Annotated in this window: 16 protein-coding genes; 7 read left to right on the top strand and 9 right to left on the bottom strand. The window is 70.4% G+C overall.

Features of this window, described 5'->3' with window-relative positions; translation table 11 throughout:
• Positions 1 to 9 precede the first annotated feature (9 nt).
• The 6 genes from JMV16_RS09910 (at position 10) to JMV16_RS09935 (ending at position 6,483) form a co-directional block, all read left to right on the top strand.
• Positions 10 to 405, top strand: a complete 396-nt coding sequence (locus JMV16_RS09910; protein WP_201494083.1) for a hypothetical protein — start codon at positions 10 to 12, stop codon at positions 403 to 405.
• Positions 406 to 665: 260 nt separating this feature from the next.
• Positions 666 to 2,105: a S41 family peptidase gene (locus JMV16_RS09915; protein ID WP_201494084.1), complete on the top strand. Its 1,440-nt coding sequence runs from the start codon at positions 666 to 668 to the stop codon at positions 2,103 to 2,105.
• Between the two features lie 96 nt (positions 2,106 to 2,201).
• Positions 2,202 to 3,107 (top strand): LOG family protein, encoded by a 906-nt coding sequence (locus JMV16_RS09920; protein ID WP_201494085.1) that lies wholly within the window; start codon positions 2,202 to 2,204, stop codon positions 3,105 to 3,107.
• 1 nt (position 3,108) lies between these two features.
• Entirely contained in the window at positions 3,109 to 4,023 is a 915-nt protein-coding gene (rocF, locus tag JMV16_RS09925) for an arginase (protein ID WP_201494086.1), read from the top strand.
• Between the two features lie 40 nt (positions 4,024 to 4,063).
• On the top strand, positions 4,064 to 5,488 hold the full coding sequence (locus JMV16_RS09930; RefSeq protein WP_236580435.1) for a serine protease: 1,425 nt from the start codon (positions 4,064 to 4,066) through the stop codon (positions 5,486 to 5,488).
• Positions 5,455 to 6,483 (top strand): FHA domain-containing protein, encoded by a 1,029-nt coding sequence (locus tag JMV16_RS09935; RefSeq protein WP_201494087.1) that lies wholly within the window; start codon positions 5,455 to 5,457, stop codon positions 6,481 to 6,483. The genes JMV16_RS09930 and JMV16_RS09935 overlap by 34 nt, the downstream gene beginning before the upstream one ends.
• A 21-nt stretch (positions 6,484 to 6,504) precedes the next feature.
• Here JMV16_RS09935 and JMV16_RS09940 read toward each other — a convergent pair whose 3' ends face one another.
• The 9 genes from JMV16_RS09940 to JMV16_RS09980 form a co-directional block, all read right to left on the bottom strand.
• On the bottom strand, positions 6,505 to 6,885 hold the full coding sequence (locus JMV16_RS09940; RefSeq protein WP_201494088.1) for a hypothetical protein: 381 nt from the start codon (positions 6,883 to 6,885) through the stop codon (positions 6,505 to 6,507).
• 75 nt (positions 6,886 to 6,960) lie between these two features.
• Positions 6,961 to 7,959 (bottom strand): FAD:protein FMN transferase, encoded by a 999-nt coding sequence (locus JMV16_RS09945; protein WP_201494089.1) that lies wholly within the window; start codon positions 7,957 to 7,959, stop codon positions 6,961 to 6,963.
• 14 nt (positions 7,960 to 7,973) lie between these two features.
• Complete coding sequence (locus tag JMV16_RS09950; RefSeq protein WP_201494090.1) at positions 7,974 to 10,724, bottom strand: PAS domain-containing hybrid sensor histidine kinase/response regulator; 2,751 nt, start codon at positions 10,722 to 10,724, stop codon at positions 7,974 to 7,976.
• A gap of 55 nt (positions 10,725 to 10,779) precedes the next feature.
• Positions 10,780 to 11,991, bottom strand: a complete 1,212-nt coding sequence (locus JMV16_RS09955) for a two-component regulator propeller domain-containing protein (protein WP_201494091.1) — start codon at positions 11,989 to 11,991, stop codon at positions 10,780 to 10,782.
• A 48-nt stretch (positions 11,992 to 12,039) separates the two neighbouring features.
• The gene (locus tag JMV16_RS09960; protein WP_201494092.1) at positions 12,040 to 13,083 is read right to left on the bottom strand and encodes a two-component regulator propeller domain-containing protein; all 1,044 of its coding nucleotides are present in this window, start codon (positions 13,081 to 13,083) and stop codon (positions 12,040 to 12,042) included.
• Positions 13,080 to 13,388, bottom strand: a complete 309-nt coding sequence (locus JMV16_RS09965) for a c-type cytochrome (RefSeq protein ID WP_236580436.1) — start codon at positions 13,386 to 13,388, stop codon at positions 13,080 to 13,082. Before JMV16_RS09965 ends, JMV16_RS09960 begins: the two co-directional genes overlap by 4 nt.
• Positions 13,385 to 14,011 carry a tetratricopeptide repeat protein gene (locus tag JMV16_RS09970; protein WP_201494094.1) on the bottom strand — a complete coding sequence of 209 codons (627 nt, stop codon included), beginning with the start codon at positions 14,009 to 14,011 and terminating at the stop codon, positions 13,385 to 13,387. The genes JMV16_RS09965 and JMV16_RS09970 overlap by 4 nt, the downstream gene beginning before the upstream one ends.
• Before the next feature lie 113 nt (positions 14,012 to 14,124).
• The gene (locus JMV16_RS09975) at positions 14,125 to 15,495 is read right to left on the bottom strand and encodes a sigma-54-dependent transcriptional regulator (RefSeq protein WP_201494095.1); all 1,371 of its coding nucleotides are present in this window, start codon (positions 15,493 to 15,495) and stop codon (positions 14,125 to 14,127) included.
• A gap of 5 nt (positions 15,496 to 15,500) precedes the next feature.
• Positions 15,501 to 16,916, bottom strand: a complete 1,416-nt coding sequence (locus tag JMV16_RS09980; protein ID WP_201494096.1) for a histidine kinase dimerization/phospho-acceptor domain-containing protein — start codon at positions 16,914 to 16,916, stop codon at positions 15,501 to 15,503.
• Positions 16,917 to 17,033: 117 nt separating this feature from the next.
• Between JMV16_RS09980 and JMV16_RS09985 the strand changes: the two genes are divergently transcribed.
• Positions 17,034 to 17,555 carry a tetratricopeptide repeat protein gene (locus tag JMV16_RS09985; RefSeq protein WP_201494097.1) on the top strand — a complete coding sequence of 174 codons (522 nt, stop codon included), beginning with the start codon at positions 17,034 to 17,036 and terminating at the stop codon, positions 17,553 to 17,555.
• Positions 17,556 to 17,584 lie beyond the last annotated feature (29 nt).

Genomic DNA, 17,584 nt, shown 5'->3' on the forward strand with positions numbered 1-17,584 from the left:
CCCGCAGCCTTGACCACCGCCGGCGCCACCGACTACTGCGTCACCCTCTTCTGGCCAGGACCGCAGGACAAGCCCTTTTATCGCGCCGTGCTGGCGTCGCCGTCGTGGATCCTGCCCGAGCCGGAACCGCCTTTCGTCGGGCAGGCAAGGATCAGCCCGCGGGAATTCGAGAACCTGCTGGCCGTCCTGGACGCGAACCGGCTGGAACTTGAGCCCGGCGAGCCCGACCCGGCCGCTACGGAATACTGCGTCCGGGTCGAAATGCCAACGCAAGCCTGGCACGCCGGCCTGGGCTTCGAAGCACGAACACTCGCCATCCTGCGTCAATTCGAGGCGGCGCTGGACGCGGCGAACCGCGGGCCGGTGGCTGACATCGTGGCCCGCATTCAACGCTTCTTCCCCTGAAGTTCAAGCTGGGAGGGCGTCCGTGCTGCGGCAGCCCCCCGGCACGCCGTCTTGCGCCGCACCGGCGAAGACGAGGAGCTGCGTCGCCGGCAAGGCTGCCGAGCGCGCGCCGAAGACCCGGCTTTACCTCCCCGTAGCATTTCCATGCACTCCGGGGGTGCAACTTTCCCGGGTTTGCCCTCTCACACCCCCACGGCCGCGCGGCGCGGTCCTACACTAGCGGTTCGTTAGTGCGTACTGCCCTGAAAGGCGTCTGGAATATGGGTTCGAAATTCAAAGTCGCCGGCATCCTGGCCGTCGGGGCCATCGCAGGTGCGCTCACGACGATGCAGTTGCAGGCGGTGGCGCGCAATGCGATGTCGCCGCTGCCGCTGGAAGAAGTGCAGCAGCTGGCGGCAGTTTTCGACCGCGTCAAGGCCGAGTATGTCGAGCCGGTCGACGAGAAGAAACTCATCAACGACGCCATCGCCGGCATGGTGGCCGGGCTCGACCCGCATTCGCAGTATTTCGACAAGAAGAGCTACAAGGAATTCCGCGAGGAAACCGGAGGCCGCTTCATCGGCATCGGCATCGAGATGGGCATGGAAGACGGCCTCATCAAGGTGGTTTCGCCCATCGAAGGCTCGCCCGCCTTCCGCGCCGGCCTCAAGCCGGGCGACCTGATCACGCGCATCGACGACACGCCGGTCAAGGGCCTCACGGTCGACCAGGCCGTCAAGCGCATCCGCGGCGAGCCCAATACCAAGGTCAACTTCAACATTTTCCGCAAGGCCGAGAACCGCAGCTTCCCGCTCACCATCGTGCGCGAGGAAATCCGCATGCAGAGCGTGCGCGCCGGCATGCCGGCGCCGGGCTATGGCTGGGTGCGCGTGAGCCAGTTCCGCGAGACCGCGGTGGAAGAGTTCGTCAAGAAGGTCGAAGACCTGTACAAGCAGGATCCCAACCTCAAGGGCCTGGTGCTCGATCTGCGCAACGATCCGGGCGGCGTGCTCGACGGCGCGGTGGCGCTGTCGGCGGCCTTCCTGCCGTCCGACGTGGTGGTGGTCACCACCAACGGCCAGCTGCCCGAGTCGCGCGCCACCTTCCGCGCCAGCCCCGAGTATTACGCCCGCCGTGCCGGCGCCGACCCGCTGCGGCGCCTGCCCGCGGCGCTGAAGACGGTGCCGCTGGTGGTGCTGGTCAACGAGGGCTCGGCCTCGGCCAGCGAAATCGTTGCCGGCGCGCTGCAAGACCACAAGCGCGCCACCGTGATGGGTGCCCAGACCTTCGGCAAGGGCTCGGTGCAGACGGTGCGCCCGCTGCCCTCGGACACCGCGCTCAAGATCACCACCGCGCGCTACTACACGCCCAGTGGCCGCAGCATTCAGGCCAAGGGCATCGTGCCCGACATCTGGCTCGACGAAACCGCCGAAGGCAATGTGTTTGCGGCGCTGCGCATGCGCGAGGCCGACCTCGACAAGCACCTGCAAGGCGCCGACGAGAAGAAGGATGGCGAGCGCGAGAAGGCCCGCGAGGACGCGCGCAAGAAGCTCGAGGAGCAGGCCGCCAAGTCCAAGGAGCCGATCAAGCCCCTGCCCGAGTTCGGCACTGCCGAAGACTTCCCGCTGCAGCAGGCGCTGAACCAGCTGCGCGGACTGCCGGTCATCGCCAGCAAGACGGCCGCCGCCGAGCAACGCGCCGAGGCGCCGACCAAGAAGTAGGCGCGCCGCCGCCCCTCGCACCCAAGCCCGCCTCCGGCGGGCTTTTTTCGTCCCACACCGGCAGGCCGCGCCGCGCCTGCGCATAAAGTCGCCGCGATGGAAGACAAGAACCCCCACCTCACCGCCCGCAATTTTCCCAGCGCCGAAGAAGAGGCTGCGGCGCTGGCCGCCACGCAGCGCTATGCCGGGCCCGAGAGCGCCTACCGCCTGGCCTTCGACGACCCCGCCTTCCTGTTGCGCGAGCAGTTGCGCCCCGTGCGCATGCAGCTTGAACTGCTCAAGCCCGAGCTGGTGCAGCAGGAGCACGGCATCGAGTCGACCCTCGTGATCTTCGGCAGCGCCCGCATCAAGCCGCCGGAGCAGGCAGTGGCGGCGCTCGAAGAGGCCCGCGCCGGCGGCGACGCCCAGGCCATCCGCCGCGCCGAGACAGCGGTGGCGATGAGCCACTACTACGACGAGGCGCGCCGCTTCGCTGCCCTGGCCACCGCGCGCTCGCGGGCGCACGCCACGCCCGTCTTCGTCGTCACCGGCGGCGGCCCCGGCATCATGGAGGCCGGCAACCGCGGCGCCTTTGATGTCGGCGGCAAGAGCATCGGCCTGAACATCGTGCTGCCGCATGAACAGGCGCCCAATGCCTACATCACGCCGCAGCTGTGCTTCCAGTTCCACTATTTCGCGCTCCGCAAAATGCACTTCCTGATGCGCAGCATCGCGCTGGCCTGCTTTCCGGGCGGCTTCGGCACGCTGGACGAGCTGTTCGAGTCGATCACGCTGATGCAGACCGGCAAGAGCCGGCGCCGCCCTGTGCTGCTCTTCGGCCGCGCCTTCTGGGAGCGCCTGATCGACTTCGACTTCCTGGTCGAGACCGGCATGATTGGCGCCGCCGACCTGCACCTGTTCCGATTTGTCGAGACGGCCGAGGAAGCCTGGGAAATCCTCGCCGCCCATTACGGCTTCGACCAGGCCGCCACCGGCACGGGTGAGTTCGCCGAGGATGCATGACATGAAGCCGCGCATCAGCCTGATCGGCGCGCCCACCGACATCGGCGCCGGCACGCGCGGCGCCAGCATGGGGCCCGAGGCGCTGCGCGTGGCCGGCATCGCCGCCACGCTCGAATCCCACGGCCTCGAGGTGGCGGACCGCGGCAACCTCGCCGGCCCCGCCAACCCCTGGCTGCCGCCGCTGGACGGCTACCGCCACCTGGCCGAGGTGACGGCCTGGAACCGCGCCGTGCATGAGGCCGTACACGCAGAGCTGGCGCTGGGCCGCCTGCCCATCCTGCTGGGTGGCGACCACTGCCTGGGCATAGGCAGCATCAGCGCGGTGGCACGCCACTGCCGCGACACCGGACGCAAGCTGCGCGTGCTGTGGCTGGACGCCCACGCCGATTTCAACACCAGCGTGCTCACGCCCAGCGGCAACATCCACGGCATGCCGGTGGCCTGCCTGTGCGGCCACGGCCCGCGCGAGCTGGTCGAGATCGGCGGCACGGTGCCTGCGCTCAACCCCAAGGCGGTGCGCCAGATCGGCATCCGCAGCGTCGACGCCGGCGAGAAGCGCTTCGTGCATGAGGTGGGCCTCGAAGTCTTCGACATGCGCTACATCGACGAGATGGGCATGCGCCACACGATGGAGCTGGCGCTGGCGACGCTGGACGACAAGACCCATCTGCATGTGAGCTTCGACGTCGACTTCCTCGACCCCGAGATCGCCCCCGGCGTCGGCACCACCGTGCCCGGAGGCCCCACCTACCGCGAGGCCCAGCTCTGCATGGAGATGATTGCCGACAGCGGCCGCCTGGCCAGCCTGGACGTGATGGAGCTGAACCCGGCGCTGGATCTGCGCAACAAGACCGCGCTGCTGGCGGTCGACCTGATCGAAAGCCTGTTCGGCAAGAGCACGCTGATGCGCGCCTAGGCGGCGCCGGCCCGCACCAAGCCGCCGCCCACATCGCACCATGCCCATGACCGCGCCTGCCCGCCTGCGCCCGGCCCTGCATCGCACCGCGCAGGGCTTGCTGATGCTTGCCATGGCCGTGGCTTGGGCCCTGGCCCGGGCCGCCGCGCCGCAGGCGCCCGCGCGCACGACGGAGCCCAGCGCCGCCGAGGCCGCCGCCAGCGCGCCCGCCGGCGGCGCCCCCACCGGAACCGGCCAGCGCATCTACGAGCGCACGCGGCCACAGCTGCTGCAGGTGCGCACGCTGCTGCGCACCCAGGACAGCCAGTCCTCGGTGGGCTCGGGCTTTCTGGTCGACGAGGCCGGCCACCTGCTCACCAACTACCACGTCGTCAGCCAGTACGCGCTGCAGCCGGGCCGCCACCGCCTGGTCTATGCCACGGTCGATGGCAAGCAAGGCGCGCTGCAGCTGCTGGCCTTCGACGTCGTGCATGACCTTGCGCTGCTGCGCGCGGCCGATCCGGCGCCGCTGGCCGGGCGCGGCGCCGTGGCACTGCGGCCCGCGGACGAGCCGCTGCCGCGCGGCGCGCGCATCTATGCGCTGGGCAACCCGCTCGATGTCGGCTTCGCGGTGGCCGAGGGCAGCTACAACGGCCCGGTCGAGCGCAGCTTCCTGCCCACGCTGTTCTTTGGCGGATCGCTCAGCGCCGGCATGAGCGGCGGCCCGGCGCTGGACGAGCAGGGCCGCCTCGTCGGCGTCAACGTGGCGGCGCGGCGCGACGGCGAGCAGGTGAGCTTTCTGGTGCCGGTCGATCCGGTGCGCTCGCTGATCGCCCGCGGGCGCGGCGCCACACCCATCGCAGCGCCGGCCTGGCCCGAGATCACGCGCCAGCTGCTCGCCCACGAGGCCGAGCTGACGCGGCGCTTCACTGGCGAGCCCTGGCGCGGCGCCGGCCACGCCCGCTACGCCATCCCGGTGCCGCAGGAGACCACCATGCGCTGCTGGGGCCGCGGGTCGCCCCAGGCGGCGCGCGGCCTGCAGTTCGAGCGCTCCGACTGCGAGATGGACAGCCGCATCTTCGTCAGCGGCGCCCTGCTCACCGGCTACCTGACCGTGCGCCACGAGGCCTACGACGGCTCGCGCATTGGCATGCTGCGCTTTGCCGAGCGCTACAGCGCCAGCTTCCGCAATGAGTTCATCGGCAACGACGACCGCCTGCGTACCGCGCCGCGCTGCAGCGAACGCAGCATCGCCGCCCAGCCCGGCGCACTGCCGCTGCGCGCCGTGGTCTGCCTGCGCGCCTACAAGAAGCTCGAAGGCCTGCACGACCTCACCGTGCTGGTGGCCACGCTGGACGCCCCCACCACCGGCGTGCAAGGCCGCTTCGACGCCCTGGGCGTGAGCCTGGCGAGCGCCGAGCACCTGACCCGCCACTACCTCGACGGCTACGCATGGACAGCAGCGGCCAAGAACGCCTCGCGCTGATCGAGGTGCTGGACCGCGACGGGCGCTGCCTGCGCGCCTTCGACGTCTGGCACTGGCCCTGCACGGTAGGCCGCGCGCTGACCAACGATCTTGTGCTCGACGATGCCTTCGTCGCGCCCCACCACGCCAGCCTGGAAGCGGGCTCGGCTGAGCACGGTGGCGGCGCACGCCTGCGCGTCGGCGACAGCGTCAACGGCATCACCTGGCAGCACCGCCGCCTGCAGCGGGGCGAGACGGCCGAACTGCCCGCCGATGGCGCCCTGCTGCAGATCGGCGCGACGCGGCTGCGCCTGCGCCTGCGCGGCGAGACCCCGGCCGCCGAGCGTCCGCTGCCGGCCCTGCTGCCCGGCTCCGACCGGCGTCTCGGCGCGGTCGCCCTGGCAACACTGGCGCTGGCGGCGGCCAGCCACTGGCTGGTGCTGGACCCCGGCGCCGATGCCACTGCCTGGCTGCCGCTGGCCGTGGGCCTGCCGTTGGCGCTGGCCGGCTGGTGCGGCCTGTGGGCGCTGCTGTCCAAGCTGTTCCAGCACCGCTTCGATTTCCTCGGCCACCTGCGCATCGCCCTGCCCTGGCTGCTGGCGCTGGAAGCAGTGGAGGCCGTGCTGCCGCCGCTGGCCGCGAGCCTGGGCTGGCCGCTGTTGTGGCGGCTGGTGCCGCCCGGCCAGGCCTTGCTGCTGGTGCTGATGATCCGCGCCCATCTCGAGCATCTGCTGCCGCAGCACCGCCGCGCGGTGGGCCTGGCAGTGGCCGCGGCGGCGCTGGCCGGCGGCGGCGTCTCGCTGGCCCTCACCCAGCGCGTCAGCGACAGCTTCAGCCGCGCGCCCTACATGAGCACGCTGCCGCTGCCGGCGCTCAACCTGGCCGGACCTGCGGCCCCGAGTGCCTTGGTGCAGGACATGGCACCGATGGCGGCACGCCTGGCCGAGCGTGTGCGGCTGGCGCGGGAGCGCGACGCGGCCGATGGCGGCGAGGATGGGGCCGAGGGCAGCGAATGAGGGCTTGAAAGGCCGTTCGTCTCAGCGGCGGCGGCGCTGCGGGCGATGATCCACGAGCGCGGCCATCGCCATCTCGACCCGGGGTGCCGAGACCACGACGCTGCAATTGGGCGTGCGGTAGCACAGCGTGGCGTTGGCCAGCTGGCGGACCATGTCCATGTCGGTGGCCGGGGCCCAGAAGTCCACCGTCCAGACCCGCGCGGTGTCGAGCGGGAACTGCGTGCCGCGCACCACCAGCTTCTGCACCGGCGCGGCATCGTCGACCACGTCGATCTCGTTGTCGGCCACGCAGACCAGCTGGGTCAGCTCTTCCGAGAGCCCGCACATCCAGTGCGACGAAGCCAGGGCGGCGACGGGCTGCACGAGCAGGGCGGCGGCGAGAAGAAGTGTGCGGGCATCCATGTCCCCTGTATCGGGGTGGACGGGGCCGCTGTAAGGAGGTCGAAAGGCCCTCCCGTGATGTCGTACACAGCCCCCTCAGATCGGGGGGTTCAAGCGTGCTTCCAGGGCCGTGGTCACGCTCTGCCGACCCGCTTGATCGACAACAAATACCGCATCGACACCCATCTCGCGGGCCAGTGTGCGCCAGATCAAAGGGCCGGCCACCAGCAGCGCGGTGGCGGCGGCGTCGGCCAGTGCGGCCGAGGGGTGGACCACGGTCACGCTCACCAGCGCGGGCGCGGGCCGGCCCAGCCGGGGGTCGAGGATGTGGGTGCAGCGTTCGCCGTCGAGCAGGCGCCAGCGCTCATAGCTGCCCGAGGTGACGACGGCCTCGCGGCCGCGCGTGTCCAGCGTGGCCACCAGGCCGGGCCCGTGGGGGTCGCGCACGCCCACGCGCCAGGGGCGGCCAGCCGTGCCGCCCATCGCAGCCAGATTGCCGCCCAGGTTGAGCAGTGCATCTTGCATGCCGGCGCGCTGCAGGCGGTCCAGCGCCCAGTCGAGCGCCACGCCCTTGGCGTAGCCGCCGAAATCGAGCTGCAGGCGCGGGTTGCGGCTGCGCACGGCCAGGCCTTGCCATTCGAGCTGCGCCAGGCTGGGCGGCGTCGCCAGCCAGGGGGCAATTTCGGCCGCGGCGGGCCGCTGGCCCGGCCGCATCACGTCATCGTGGAAACCCCATTGCCCGACCAGGCCGCCGATGCCGGCATTGAAATGGCCCAGCGACAGCCGCTCCATCGCCGCGGCACCCTCGATCAGCGTGCGCAGTGAGGGCGACACGCGCGTGGCGCGACCGGCGGCAAAGGCGGCGTTGACCGTGCTCACCTCGCCCGGCTTCCAGGCGTTCCAGCGCTGGTTCATGGCCGCCAGGCCACGCCAGACCTCGTCGGCCGCCGCCGCCGGAGCGGCCACGGGCAACAGCAGATCGGCCGGCGAGCCGAAGAGCGCGCGGCGCTCGTGGCGGGCCTGGGCCGGCGGCAGCAGCCACAGGCCGGCGGCCAGGGCCAGCCATTCGCGGCGTTGCAGGAGCAGGCGGCCCACGGTCGGCAGCGGAATCAGTAGCGGATGCGCGCCGCCAGCAGCGCCGCGTGTACGCGCTCGCGCTCGTGGCCCAGGTCGGCCAGCAGCGGCGCTGCAGCGCCCAGGTGGCCGGCCTTGGCCAGGCGTTCGAGGTCGGCGCACAGGCGCGACAGCCTGGTGGCGCCGATGTTCTGCGTCGCCGAAAGAAAGCGGTGCGCCAGGGCCCGCAGTGCAGCCGCATCGCTGGCCACATGGGCTTCTTCGAGGCGGCGCACATGGGCGGGCGAATCGGCCAGGAAGAGGTCGATCAGCTCGCGCACCAGGCTGGGCTGGCTGTCGTCCTGCATGGCGCGCAGGTGTTCCAGCCGTGCCGGGTCGATCACACCCTCGGCGGCAGCGTGGCCTTGGTCTTGCGCCAGCGTGCCGGCCTGGTCGAGCACGGCCGATAGGTCGGCCAGCTCGATGGGCTTGGGCAGGTAGCCGTCCATGCCGGCGGCGATGTACATCTCGCGGTCGCCCGGCATGGCATTGGCGGTCATCGCGATGATGCGCGGCAGGCCGTCGGGGCCGCGCCGCTGCACGATCTGGCGTGCCGCCTCCAGGCCGTCGAGTTCGGGCATCTGGATGTCCATCAGCACCACGTCATAGGTCTGGCGCGCCACCGCGGCCAGGGCCTGGTGGCCGTTGCCGGCGAGGTCGGGCTGGTAGCCCAGGTGCTGCAGCAGGCGCAACGCGACGCGCTGGTTGATGGGGTTGTCCTCGGCCACCAGCACGCGCAGCGTCTTCTGCACCCCGCGCGGCTGTGGCTGGGCCGGCACCGGCGCGCTGGGTGTACGCGCCTGGCTGCCGTCGAGCACCGCCACCAGGGTGTTGAAGAGCTGGCTGGCCTTGATGGGCTTGGACAGGCAGGCCGCCAGGCTCAGCGCCTGGCCGGCTTGCAGGGTCTGGCGCTGGCCCAGCGAGGTGAGCATCACGATGGGCAGCTGTTCGGGGCCGCGCTGGCGCCGGATCTCGTTGGCGAGGTCCATGCCGTCGATCTCGGGCATGCTCATGTCGAGCACGGCCAGATCGAACTGCTCGCCGTGGCGCACGCGATCCAGCGCCTCGAGCGCCGACGGGAATGTCGACGGCAGCATGCCCCACAGCAGCAGCAGCTTGGTCAGGATGCGCCGGTTGGTGAGGTTGTCGTCGACGACCAGGATGCGCCGGCCGGCCAGGGCGGGCGCGTTGCGCTGCAGAAAATCGGCCGGCTCGGCGCTGGCCGCCGCGCGCACGCGCACATGAAAGCTGAACTGCGAGCCGTGGCCGGGTTCGCTCTGCACCTCCACGCCGCCACCCATCAGCTCGGACAGGCGCTTGCTGATGGCCAGGCCCAGGCCGGTGCCGCCGTACTTGCGCGTGGTCGAAGCGTCGACCTGGGTGAAGGACTGGAACAGCCGCGGCAGTTGCTCGGCGGCGATGCCGATGCCGGTGTCCTTGACGGCGAAGCGGATGCGCCAGGCGCCGTCGGAGGCCGGCTCGCCGTCGACGGAGACAAAGACCTCGCCCTGGTGCGTGAACTTGACGGCGTTGGACAGCAGGTTCACCAGCACCTGGCGCACGCGGGCGACGTCGCCCAACAGGGCCTCGGGCGTGCCGTCCTCGATCAGGTAGGCGAGGTTGAGGTTCTTCTCGAGCGCTCGCGGCGTCACCAGATCCAGCGATTCCTCGACGCAGCGGCGCAGGTCGAAGGGCCGCTCCTCGAGCTCGAGCTTGCCGACGTCGGCCTTGGAGTAGTCAAGGATGTCATTGATGATCTCGAGCAGGTTCTCGCCGCTGGCGCGGATGGTGCGGGCGAAATCGCGCTGGTCTTCCGACATCGGCGTGTCCAGCAGCAGCGTGGTCATGCCGATCACCGCGTTCAGCGGCGTGCGGATCTCATGGCTCATGTTGGCCAGGAACAGGCTCTTGGCGCGCGCCGCGGCCTCGGCCTCGGACTTGGCGCGCTCCAGCGCGATGCTCTGGTTGTGGCTCTCGGTGATGTCGGTGATGGTGCCGATGTAGCCGTTGACCTCGCCGTCGGCGCCGTGGCTGGCGACGGCATTGCCCAGCACCCAGGTCTCGTTGCCATCGGGCCGCAGGAAGCGGTAGCGCAGGTCGAAGGTGGTGCGGCCGGCCAGCACCTCGGCCCACACGCCGCGCACGCGCGCCCCATCGGCCGGGTGCAGGGCGCGCAGCCAGCCGCTGCCCAGGGCCTCGTCGGCGCCCATGCCGGCGATCAGGCACCAGCGGTCGTTGACATAGGTGCAACGGCCCTCGCCATCGGTCTGGAAGATGCCCACCGGCGCCGCAGCGGCCAGGCCGCGAAAGCGCGCCTCGCTCTCGGCCAGGCGGTTGCGGGCGCGGCGGGCCTCGCTCACGTCGCGCAGGATGGCGGCATAGAAGGTACGGCCATCGAGCTCGATGTGGGAGATCGAGGCCTCGGCGTCGAAGAGGCCGCCATCGGCGCGGCGGCCGTGGATCTCGCGCCGCTCGCCCATGCGCCGGGCCACGCGCGGCGAGAGGCCGAACTCGCGCACATGGGCCTCGTGTCCGCCACGGTAGGCCTCGGGCAGCAGCACGCCCAGCGACAGGCCCAGCACCTGGGCCACGCGGTAGCCGAAAATGCGCTCGGCGCCCTCGTTGAAGAGCACGATGCGCTGCTGCGCATCGGTGACGACCACTGCGTCGTCGGCGATCGCCAGCAGGCGGGACAGCAGCGTGCCCGTGCTCTGCGCGTCCAGCCCGCGCAGCAGCGACAGGTTCATCGGCTGGTCCACGGCCACCCGGTTCAGCCGTCCGGGAAGCGTTGCCGCGCTGCGGTCATGGCTTGATCTTGGCCACGCCGCCGAAACTGCCAATCCACAGCGTGCCGTCGCGCGCCGTCGCCATCGAGAACACGGTGTTGGCGAACAGGCCGTCGGTGGTGGTCATCACGCTGAAGCCACCACCTTCCTTGAAGCGCGCCAGGCCGTTGTTCGTGCCTATCCAGAGCACGCCCTTGGGGTCAATGTGGAGCATGAAGACGTGGTTGCCTGGCAGGCCCTCGGCCACCGTGTAATGGGTCCAGGCCTTGCCGTCGAAGCGCGACAACCCGCCGCCCCAGGTGCCGGCCCAGACCACGCCCTCGGCATCGACCACCATCGAGACGATGTAGTTGGGGTTGTAGGCAACGTTGACGTCCTGCAGCCCCATTTCCTGCTTCTGCTTGGCGTGGTGCTCCGAGACCTTGGAGGGGTCGTTGGTGAACGCGATGTCGTTCTTCACCTTCTCGTAGGCCGCGCCCAGGCCCTTGGCGTGGTTCCAGGCCTGCCACTGGCCATCCTTGTAGCGCGACAAGCCGCCCTCGGTGGCCAGCCAGATCTCACCGTTCTTGCCCTCGGCCAGGCCGTAGACCCAGTCGTTGGGCAGGCCGCCCTTGGTGCTTTCGACGGTGTGCAGATCCCACTTCGAGCGGTCGCCGAGGTCGCCGCCGCGGATGCGGTTGACGCCCGACCAGGTGGCGACCCAGACGTCGCCGTTCTTGGCCTTGACCACGTCGTAGACGAAGGCGTCGCCCAGGCCCTCGGGCACGTTGTAGGTTTCCCACTTCTCGGTCTTGGGGTCGAGCAGCGACAGGCCGCCACCGTAGGTGCCGACGGTGATCTTCTCGCCCAGGCGGCCGACGTAGAAGACACCGTTGGACAGCAGGCCGCTCTTGGCATCGAAGAGCTTGTACTCGTCGGTGCGGGTGTCGTAGCGCACCGCGCCGCCCGAGGTGCCGACCCAGACGGTGTCGCCGTCGACGTAGATGCGCTTGACGTTCTTGTTGCCGACGCGGAAGTGGGTGAACTTCTGCGAGGCGTCGGCGCCCACCTTGCCCGCGGTCTGCGGTTCGCCCTGGGGCGCGGCCGGCTGCGCGGCCTGGGCGACGACGGTGGCCGCGGCCGGCGGCGCACTGGCGGCGGCGCTGCTGCGCCCGAGCTGGTAGGTGCCGGCCAGTGCGGCGCCCAGGCCGATGACCGCCAGCCCGACGATGGGGAGCTTGAAGCCCATGAGAGAAATCTCCGGTGAAGGTGTCGCGGTTTCGCGAGAAGAGCAGGCTCAGCGCCCGATGCGGGCAACGCCTTTCTTGGTGCCGACCCAGATGTCGCCGTCCGGGCTCATCGCCAGCGCGTACACATTGGTGTCGAGCAGCCCCTCGGCGAGGCCGAAATTCTTGAAACTCTTGCCGTCCCAGCGCGACACACCCTTGTTGGTGCCGAACCAGAAAACGCCCTGCCGATCCTGGAGAAGACTGTAGACGATGTTCCCGGCCAGGCCCTGCTTGGTGGTGAAGTTGGTCCAGGTCTTGCCGTCGAAGCGCGCCACGCCGCCGCCCCAGGTGCCGGCCCAGATGCTGCCGTCGGCAGCCGCGATGATGGAGAAGGTGTAGTTCGGGTTGTAGGTGGCGGGGCCGTCGTTGCCGACCGAGAGGTCGTGGCGCGAGCGCGTGCCCAGGCCGGTGTTGGTGGAGAAGGGCAGGTTCTCGTCGTTGGCGGCACCCAGGCCGTCCTTGTGCGTCCACGACTGCCAGCGCTTGCCGTCGAACATCGAGACGCCGCCCTCGGTGCCGAACCAGACGCGGTCCTGCGCGTCGACGGCCAGGCCATAGACCCATTCGTTGACGAGTTCCTTCACATAGGTGCGGAACTTGCCGGTCTTGGCCTCGATCTTGTTGACGCCGGCCCAGGTGCCGATCCAGAAGTCGCCGTTCTTCTGCTGCGTGAAGGAGTAGATCCAGTAGTCGGCCAGGCCGTGCATGGGGAAGAAGGTCTTCCACTTGCCGTCCTTGTAGCGCGAGACGCCGCCGGCATTGGTGCCGAACCACTTGTTGCCGTCGCGATCGAGGCCGATGGCGAAGACGTACTCGTTGGCCAGGCCTTCCTTGCGCGTGAAGGTGTTGCGCAGCTTGCCGCTGGCGAGGTCGACCTCGTGGACGCCGGCCGAGGTGCCCACCCACAGCGCGGTCTTGGCCGGCTCGACGGTGAGCGCGCGCACATAGACCGTGGGCCCGACCTCGAACACATCCTTGACGCGCTGGGCCCAGGCGGGCAGCGCGCAGCACAGGACGAGCGCCATCAGGGCGGGGCGGAAGCTGAAAGTCATCTAAGAGTCCTCAAATGGGCCACGACATCGAGGATGTCGCGGTCACGCAACTGGCCGGCGAAGGCAGGCATGCCGCCGCGGCCGCTGCGGATGGTGGCGAGCAGCGCCAGATCGGGCTTGAGCAGCGCCGTGGGGCGCGAGAAATCGGGGGCGCCGGGCAGCACCGGGCGGCCGTCGTTGCCATGGCACGAGGCGCAATGGCTGCGGTAGAGCTCGGCGCCATGGTCGGGATTGGCCGCCCAAGTCGGGAACGGCGCACACGCCGCAGCGGCCAGCAGCCCGCAGGCCAGTCGCAACGGATTCACTTGCGCTTCACCGGCGCCGGGCTGCGCTGCTTGCGCCAGGCTGCGGCCTTGGCCTGCCATTGCGCCGCCTGGGCCTCGTCGACGGGCAGGCCCCAGCGTCCGCTGCGGTAGGCCTCGGCCAGCGCATCGGCCGAGGGCAGATGGTTCTGGCCGGCAGCGCGCAGCACGGCCTCGCGTGCCACAGCCGGCTCGGCCGCAGCGTCCGTGGCCATCTGGTTCTTGAGGTAGGCCGTGGCCACGACATCGATGGACGCTGCATGGCCCCGGGCTGCCGCTTTCGAGAAATGCGCCAGCGCCTGCTTCTCATCTTTGGCAAGCCCGCGGCCGGTGAGATAGAGGTTGGCGAGGCCGGCATGACCCTCGGGGTCGTCGGCGGCGGCGGCCTGCTTGTACAGCGCCACGGCCTCGTCGAGGTAGTCGGCGTTCTCGAGCAGAAAGGCCAGCAGGCTCTGCGACGGCGCATGGCCGGCCTTGGCCAGCGGGCGCAGCACGGCCATCGCCGTCGTGACATCGCCGGCCTTGTAGGCCTGCAGCGCGCGAGCGTGATCGTCAGAAGGCGCAGCCTGCGCACAAGCCGCGGCTCCCGCCAGGATCAGCACCCCTACACGCTGTCTGAATTGCATCTTTGCTGCGTCCGCGACCAGGCTGAAATCGTTGCGAGTATCAGGCCAGGGCAGCGATTTCCATGCCAGTATGGCCTTGGCGGCCAACCGGCATGCGCAGGGCGGCCGGCAGTTCAGCCGGGGCCCGGCGCTTCCTCGAGCTTGCGGTAGAGGCTGGACAGGCCTATGCCCAGGCGCTGGGCGGCCAGGCGGCGGTCGCCGCCGGCCTCTTCGATGGCGCGGCGGATCAGCGAGACCTCGAAGCGCCGCACGCGGTCGCGCAGCGAGCCCTCGCCGCCCTCGACCGGCAGCGCGGCCATGCCGCCGGCGCTGGGCGAGACCTCGGGCGGCAGGTCGGCGACGCGGATGCAGCCGCCGTCGGCCAGGATGGCGGCGCGGTGCAGCACGTTTTCGAGCTGGCGCACATTGCCCGGCCAGGCAAAGTTGGCGAGCAGGTCTTCGGCCTCGGGGTCGATGCTGAGCGTCTGCTGCGAGCCCGGCGGCACCACACGCTGGGCGATGATGTGGCGCAACAGGGCCGGGATGTCGGCGCGGCGTTCGCGCAGCGGCGGCATCGCGATCTGGAACACCGAGAGCCGGAAGAACAGGTCTTCACGGAAGCGCCCCTGGGCCACCATGGCGGTGAGGTCGCGGTTGGTGGCGGCGACGATGCGCACGTCGATCTTGCGGCTTTGCTCGCTGCCCAGCGGGCGCACCTCCTTGGCCTCGAGCACATGCAGCAGCTTGGTCTGCATGCCAATCGGCAGCTCGCCGATCTCGTCGAGGAAGATGGTGCCGTGGTCGGCCTGCAGGAACAGGCCCTTGCGCGCACGGTCGGCGCTGGTGAAGGCGCCCTTGGTGTGGCCGAAGAGCTCGCTCTCGATCAGGTTCTCGGGGATGGCGCCGCAGTTGACGGCCACAAAGGGGCCGTCACGGCGGGCCGAAATCTCGTGGATGCGGCGTGCCGTCACGCCCTTGCCGGTGCCGCTCTCGCCGGTGATGAGCACCGTGCTGTCGGTGGGCGCCACGCGCGTGGCCAGGCGTTCCACCGCCTGCATTGCCGGCGAGACGAAGTTGAACGTGCCCTCGCCGCCGCCCATGACCAGAGTGCGCAGCGCCTTGTTCTCCTCGCGCAGGCCGCGCAGCGCGTCGATCTGCTCCAGCCGGTGCAGGATTTCCTCGTTGCGCACCGGCTTGGTGATGTAGTCCCAAGCCCCGGCCTTGATGGCGTCGATGGCCGAATCGACCGAGGCGAAGGCCGTCACCATGATGAAGGTGGCGGCGTGGCCGCGGGCGCGCGCCTGGCGCAGCAGCTCGATGCCGTCGGTGACCGGCATGAAGACATCGCTGAGCACAACGTCGTAGGGGTGGGCGTCCAGGCGGCCCAGCGCCTCGGCGGCCGAGCCAGCGGCATCAACCGAGTAGCCGGCCTTGGAAATTGCCGCCGACAACACCTGCCTGATGGCGGGCTCGTCGTCGACGACGAGCACACTCAACTCGGGCATCGCATTCATCCTGTGGCGCTGCCGGAATCGGCAGGGAGCACGAGCCTAATGCGCTGCAGTGCCCCTTCGTCTTGACCGAACGCAAGCTGTCCGCGCAAGGGCTCGATGGTGGCGCGGCACAGCAACAGGCCGCGCTGCACCTCGGGCCGCGCGAAGTCGATCACCGGGGGAAACAACATCTGTACCGCCACGCCGCCTTCCGTCTGCATCGTCTGGACGCGCAGGATAACGGGCCCGGCCGACCCTGCCACCAGTGCGTCACAGGCCAGTGCGGTCATCTGCATCAGCACCTGCTGGAGGGCGTGGGCCGAATTGCGCACGGCCGGCAAAGCGTCGTCGGTCTTGATCTCCCAGCTCAGCAGGCGGTAGCGGCGGTCATACCCGACCAGGCGCACCACGCGGCGCAGCAGCGCGTTGAGGTCGATCCAGTCCTGTTCGGCCGGCTGCAGCGCCGTCATCTCGGCCAGCTGGCGCGCCACGCCGCCGGCACGCTCGACCTGGGCCAGGATGAGGCGGGCGCTCTGCGCCAGCTGCTCGGGCGTCATCTGGCCCGGCTCGGCGCCGGCCAGCTCCTGGGCCACGCCGCCAATCACCGCCAGCGGGTTGTTGATCTCGTGCGCCACGCCGGCGGCCAGGGCGCCGACGGCGAGCATCTTGTCCTCGTGCGAGCGGCGCTGGATGTCGAGCTGGATGTGGCGCTCGCGCTCGTCCAGGTCGTCGGCCATGCGGTTGACGGCCTGCATCAGCCGGCCCAGTTCGTCCTCGCGCCGCACCGCCAGCGGCACGCCGCGCAGCCCGGCGACGATGCGGCGGGCGTGCTCGTCGAGGCGGCCGATGTCGTGCGCCAGCTGGGTGAAGAACCAGGCCGCGAGCGAGCCGAAGCTGACCAAGCCCACCGCCGCCAGCAGCATCGACTCGACCGTCACCGCGTCGTAGCGGCGCTTGTAGCCGGCGTCGAGCAGCTGGCGCTGGTCCATCAGGCGCTGGTGGCGGATGTCCAGGTCGTCGGCGGCACGGCGCAGCGCCGCCTGCAGTTCGAGCCAGTTGCCCACCTCGGGCTGGGCGTCGAGCGAACCCTGGTTGCGCAGCAGCGTGCGTTGCAGCAGCACGTAGCCGGGATCGTGCTCTTCCAGCTCGCCCAGCTGGCGCCGGCTGGTCTCGAGGTGCAGGCGCAATTCGGCCGTCACCGCCGGCAGCTCGGCCTGCCGCAGCGCCTCGCCGACATCCCCGAGGGCGCTGTTCACCGCCACCTCGGCCAGCGACAGCGCTCGCTCGTGGCGGGCCAGGCGGTCGAGCGCCGAGGTCACCTCGGCGATGTGGACACGCTCACCCGAGATGTAGAGGCCGGCGCACACCACGTAGGCCAGCAACGCGAAGGTCACGGCCCAGCCGCGCGCGCGCAACGAGCGGTGCAGCGGCAAGGGTGCTGGCTGGGACTCCACTAAAGTGGCCCCATCGGCGCGCAGCCACCAGCGCGCCCCTCGCCCGCCACGGGAACGGCGTTTGCATCCGGTCCCGCCATTGCCTGGAGCCCGTCAATGAAGACCGTGAACTGCATCGTCGCCCTGGCCCTTTCGATGGCTGTGCTGGTGGCCCGGGCCGACCCCCTGCAGGACGCCACGTCGGCCCTGCAACGCAAGGACTATGCGGCGGCCCTCAAGCTGCTGGAGCCCCTGGCCCGCGACGGCCAGCCCCAGGCCCAGCTGCGCCTGGGCACGCTCTACTACCACGGCCACGGCGTGCGCGAGAGCAACGAGCTCGCACTGCAGTGGTACGAAAAGGCCGCGCGCCAGGGGCTGGCGGATGCCCAGTTCCTCCTAGGCAACATGTATGCCTACGGCCAAGCCCCGGTGGCGGCCGACCAGGACCCCACCCGCCTGGCCGCGCAGTGGTACTTCGAAGCCGCCAGCCAGGGCCATGCCGAGGCCCAGTACAGCCTGGGCATCCTCTTCCTCACCGGCAGCGGCGTGACGCAGTCCGACACCGAAGCGCGCAAATGGATAGACCGCGCCGCGGCCGCGGGACACGCCGACGCCAAGCGCTTCCAGGCCGGCCGCTGAATCACATCGGCGGTCCGCCCGGATTGTGG

This window comes from Rubrivivax sp. A210 (assembly GCF_904426505.1).
Lineage (GTDB): Bacteria > Pseudomonadota > Gammaproteobacteria > Burkholderiales > Burkholderiaceae_C > Rubrivivax.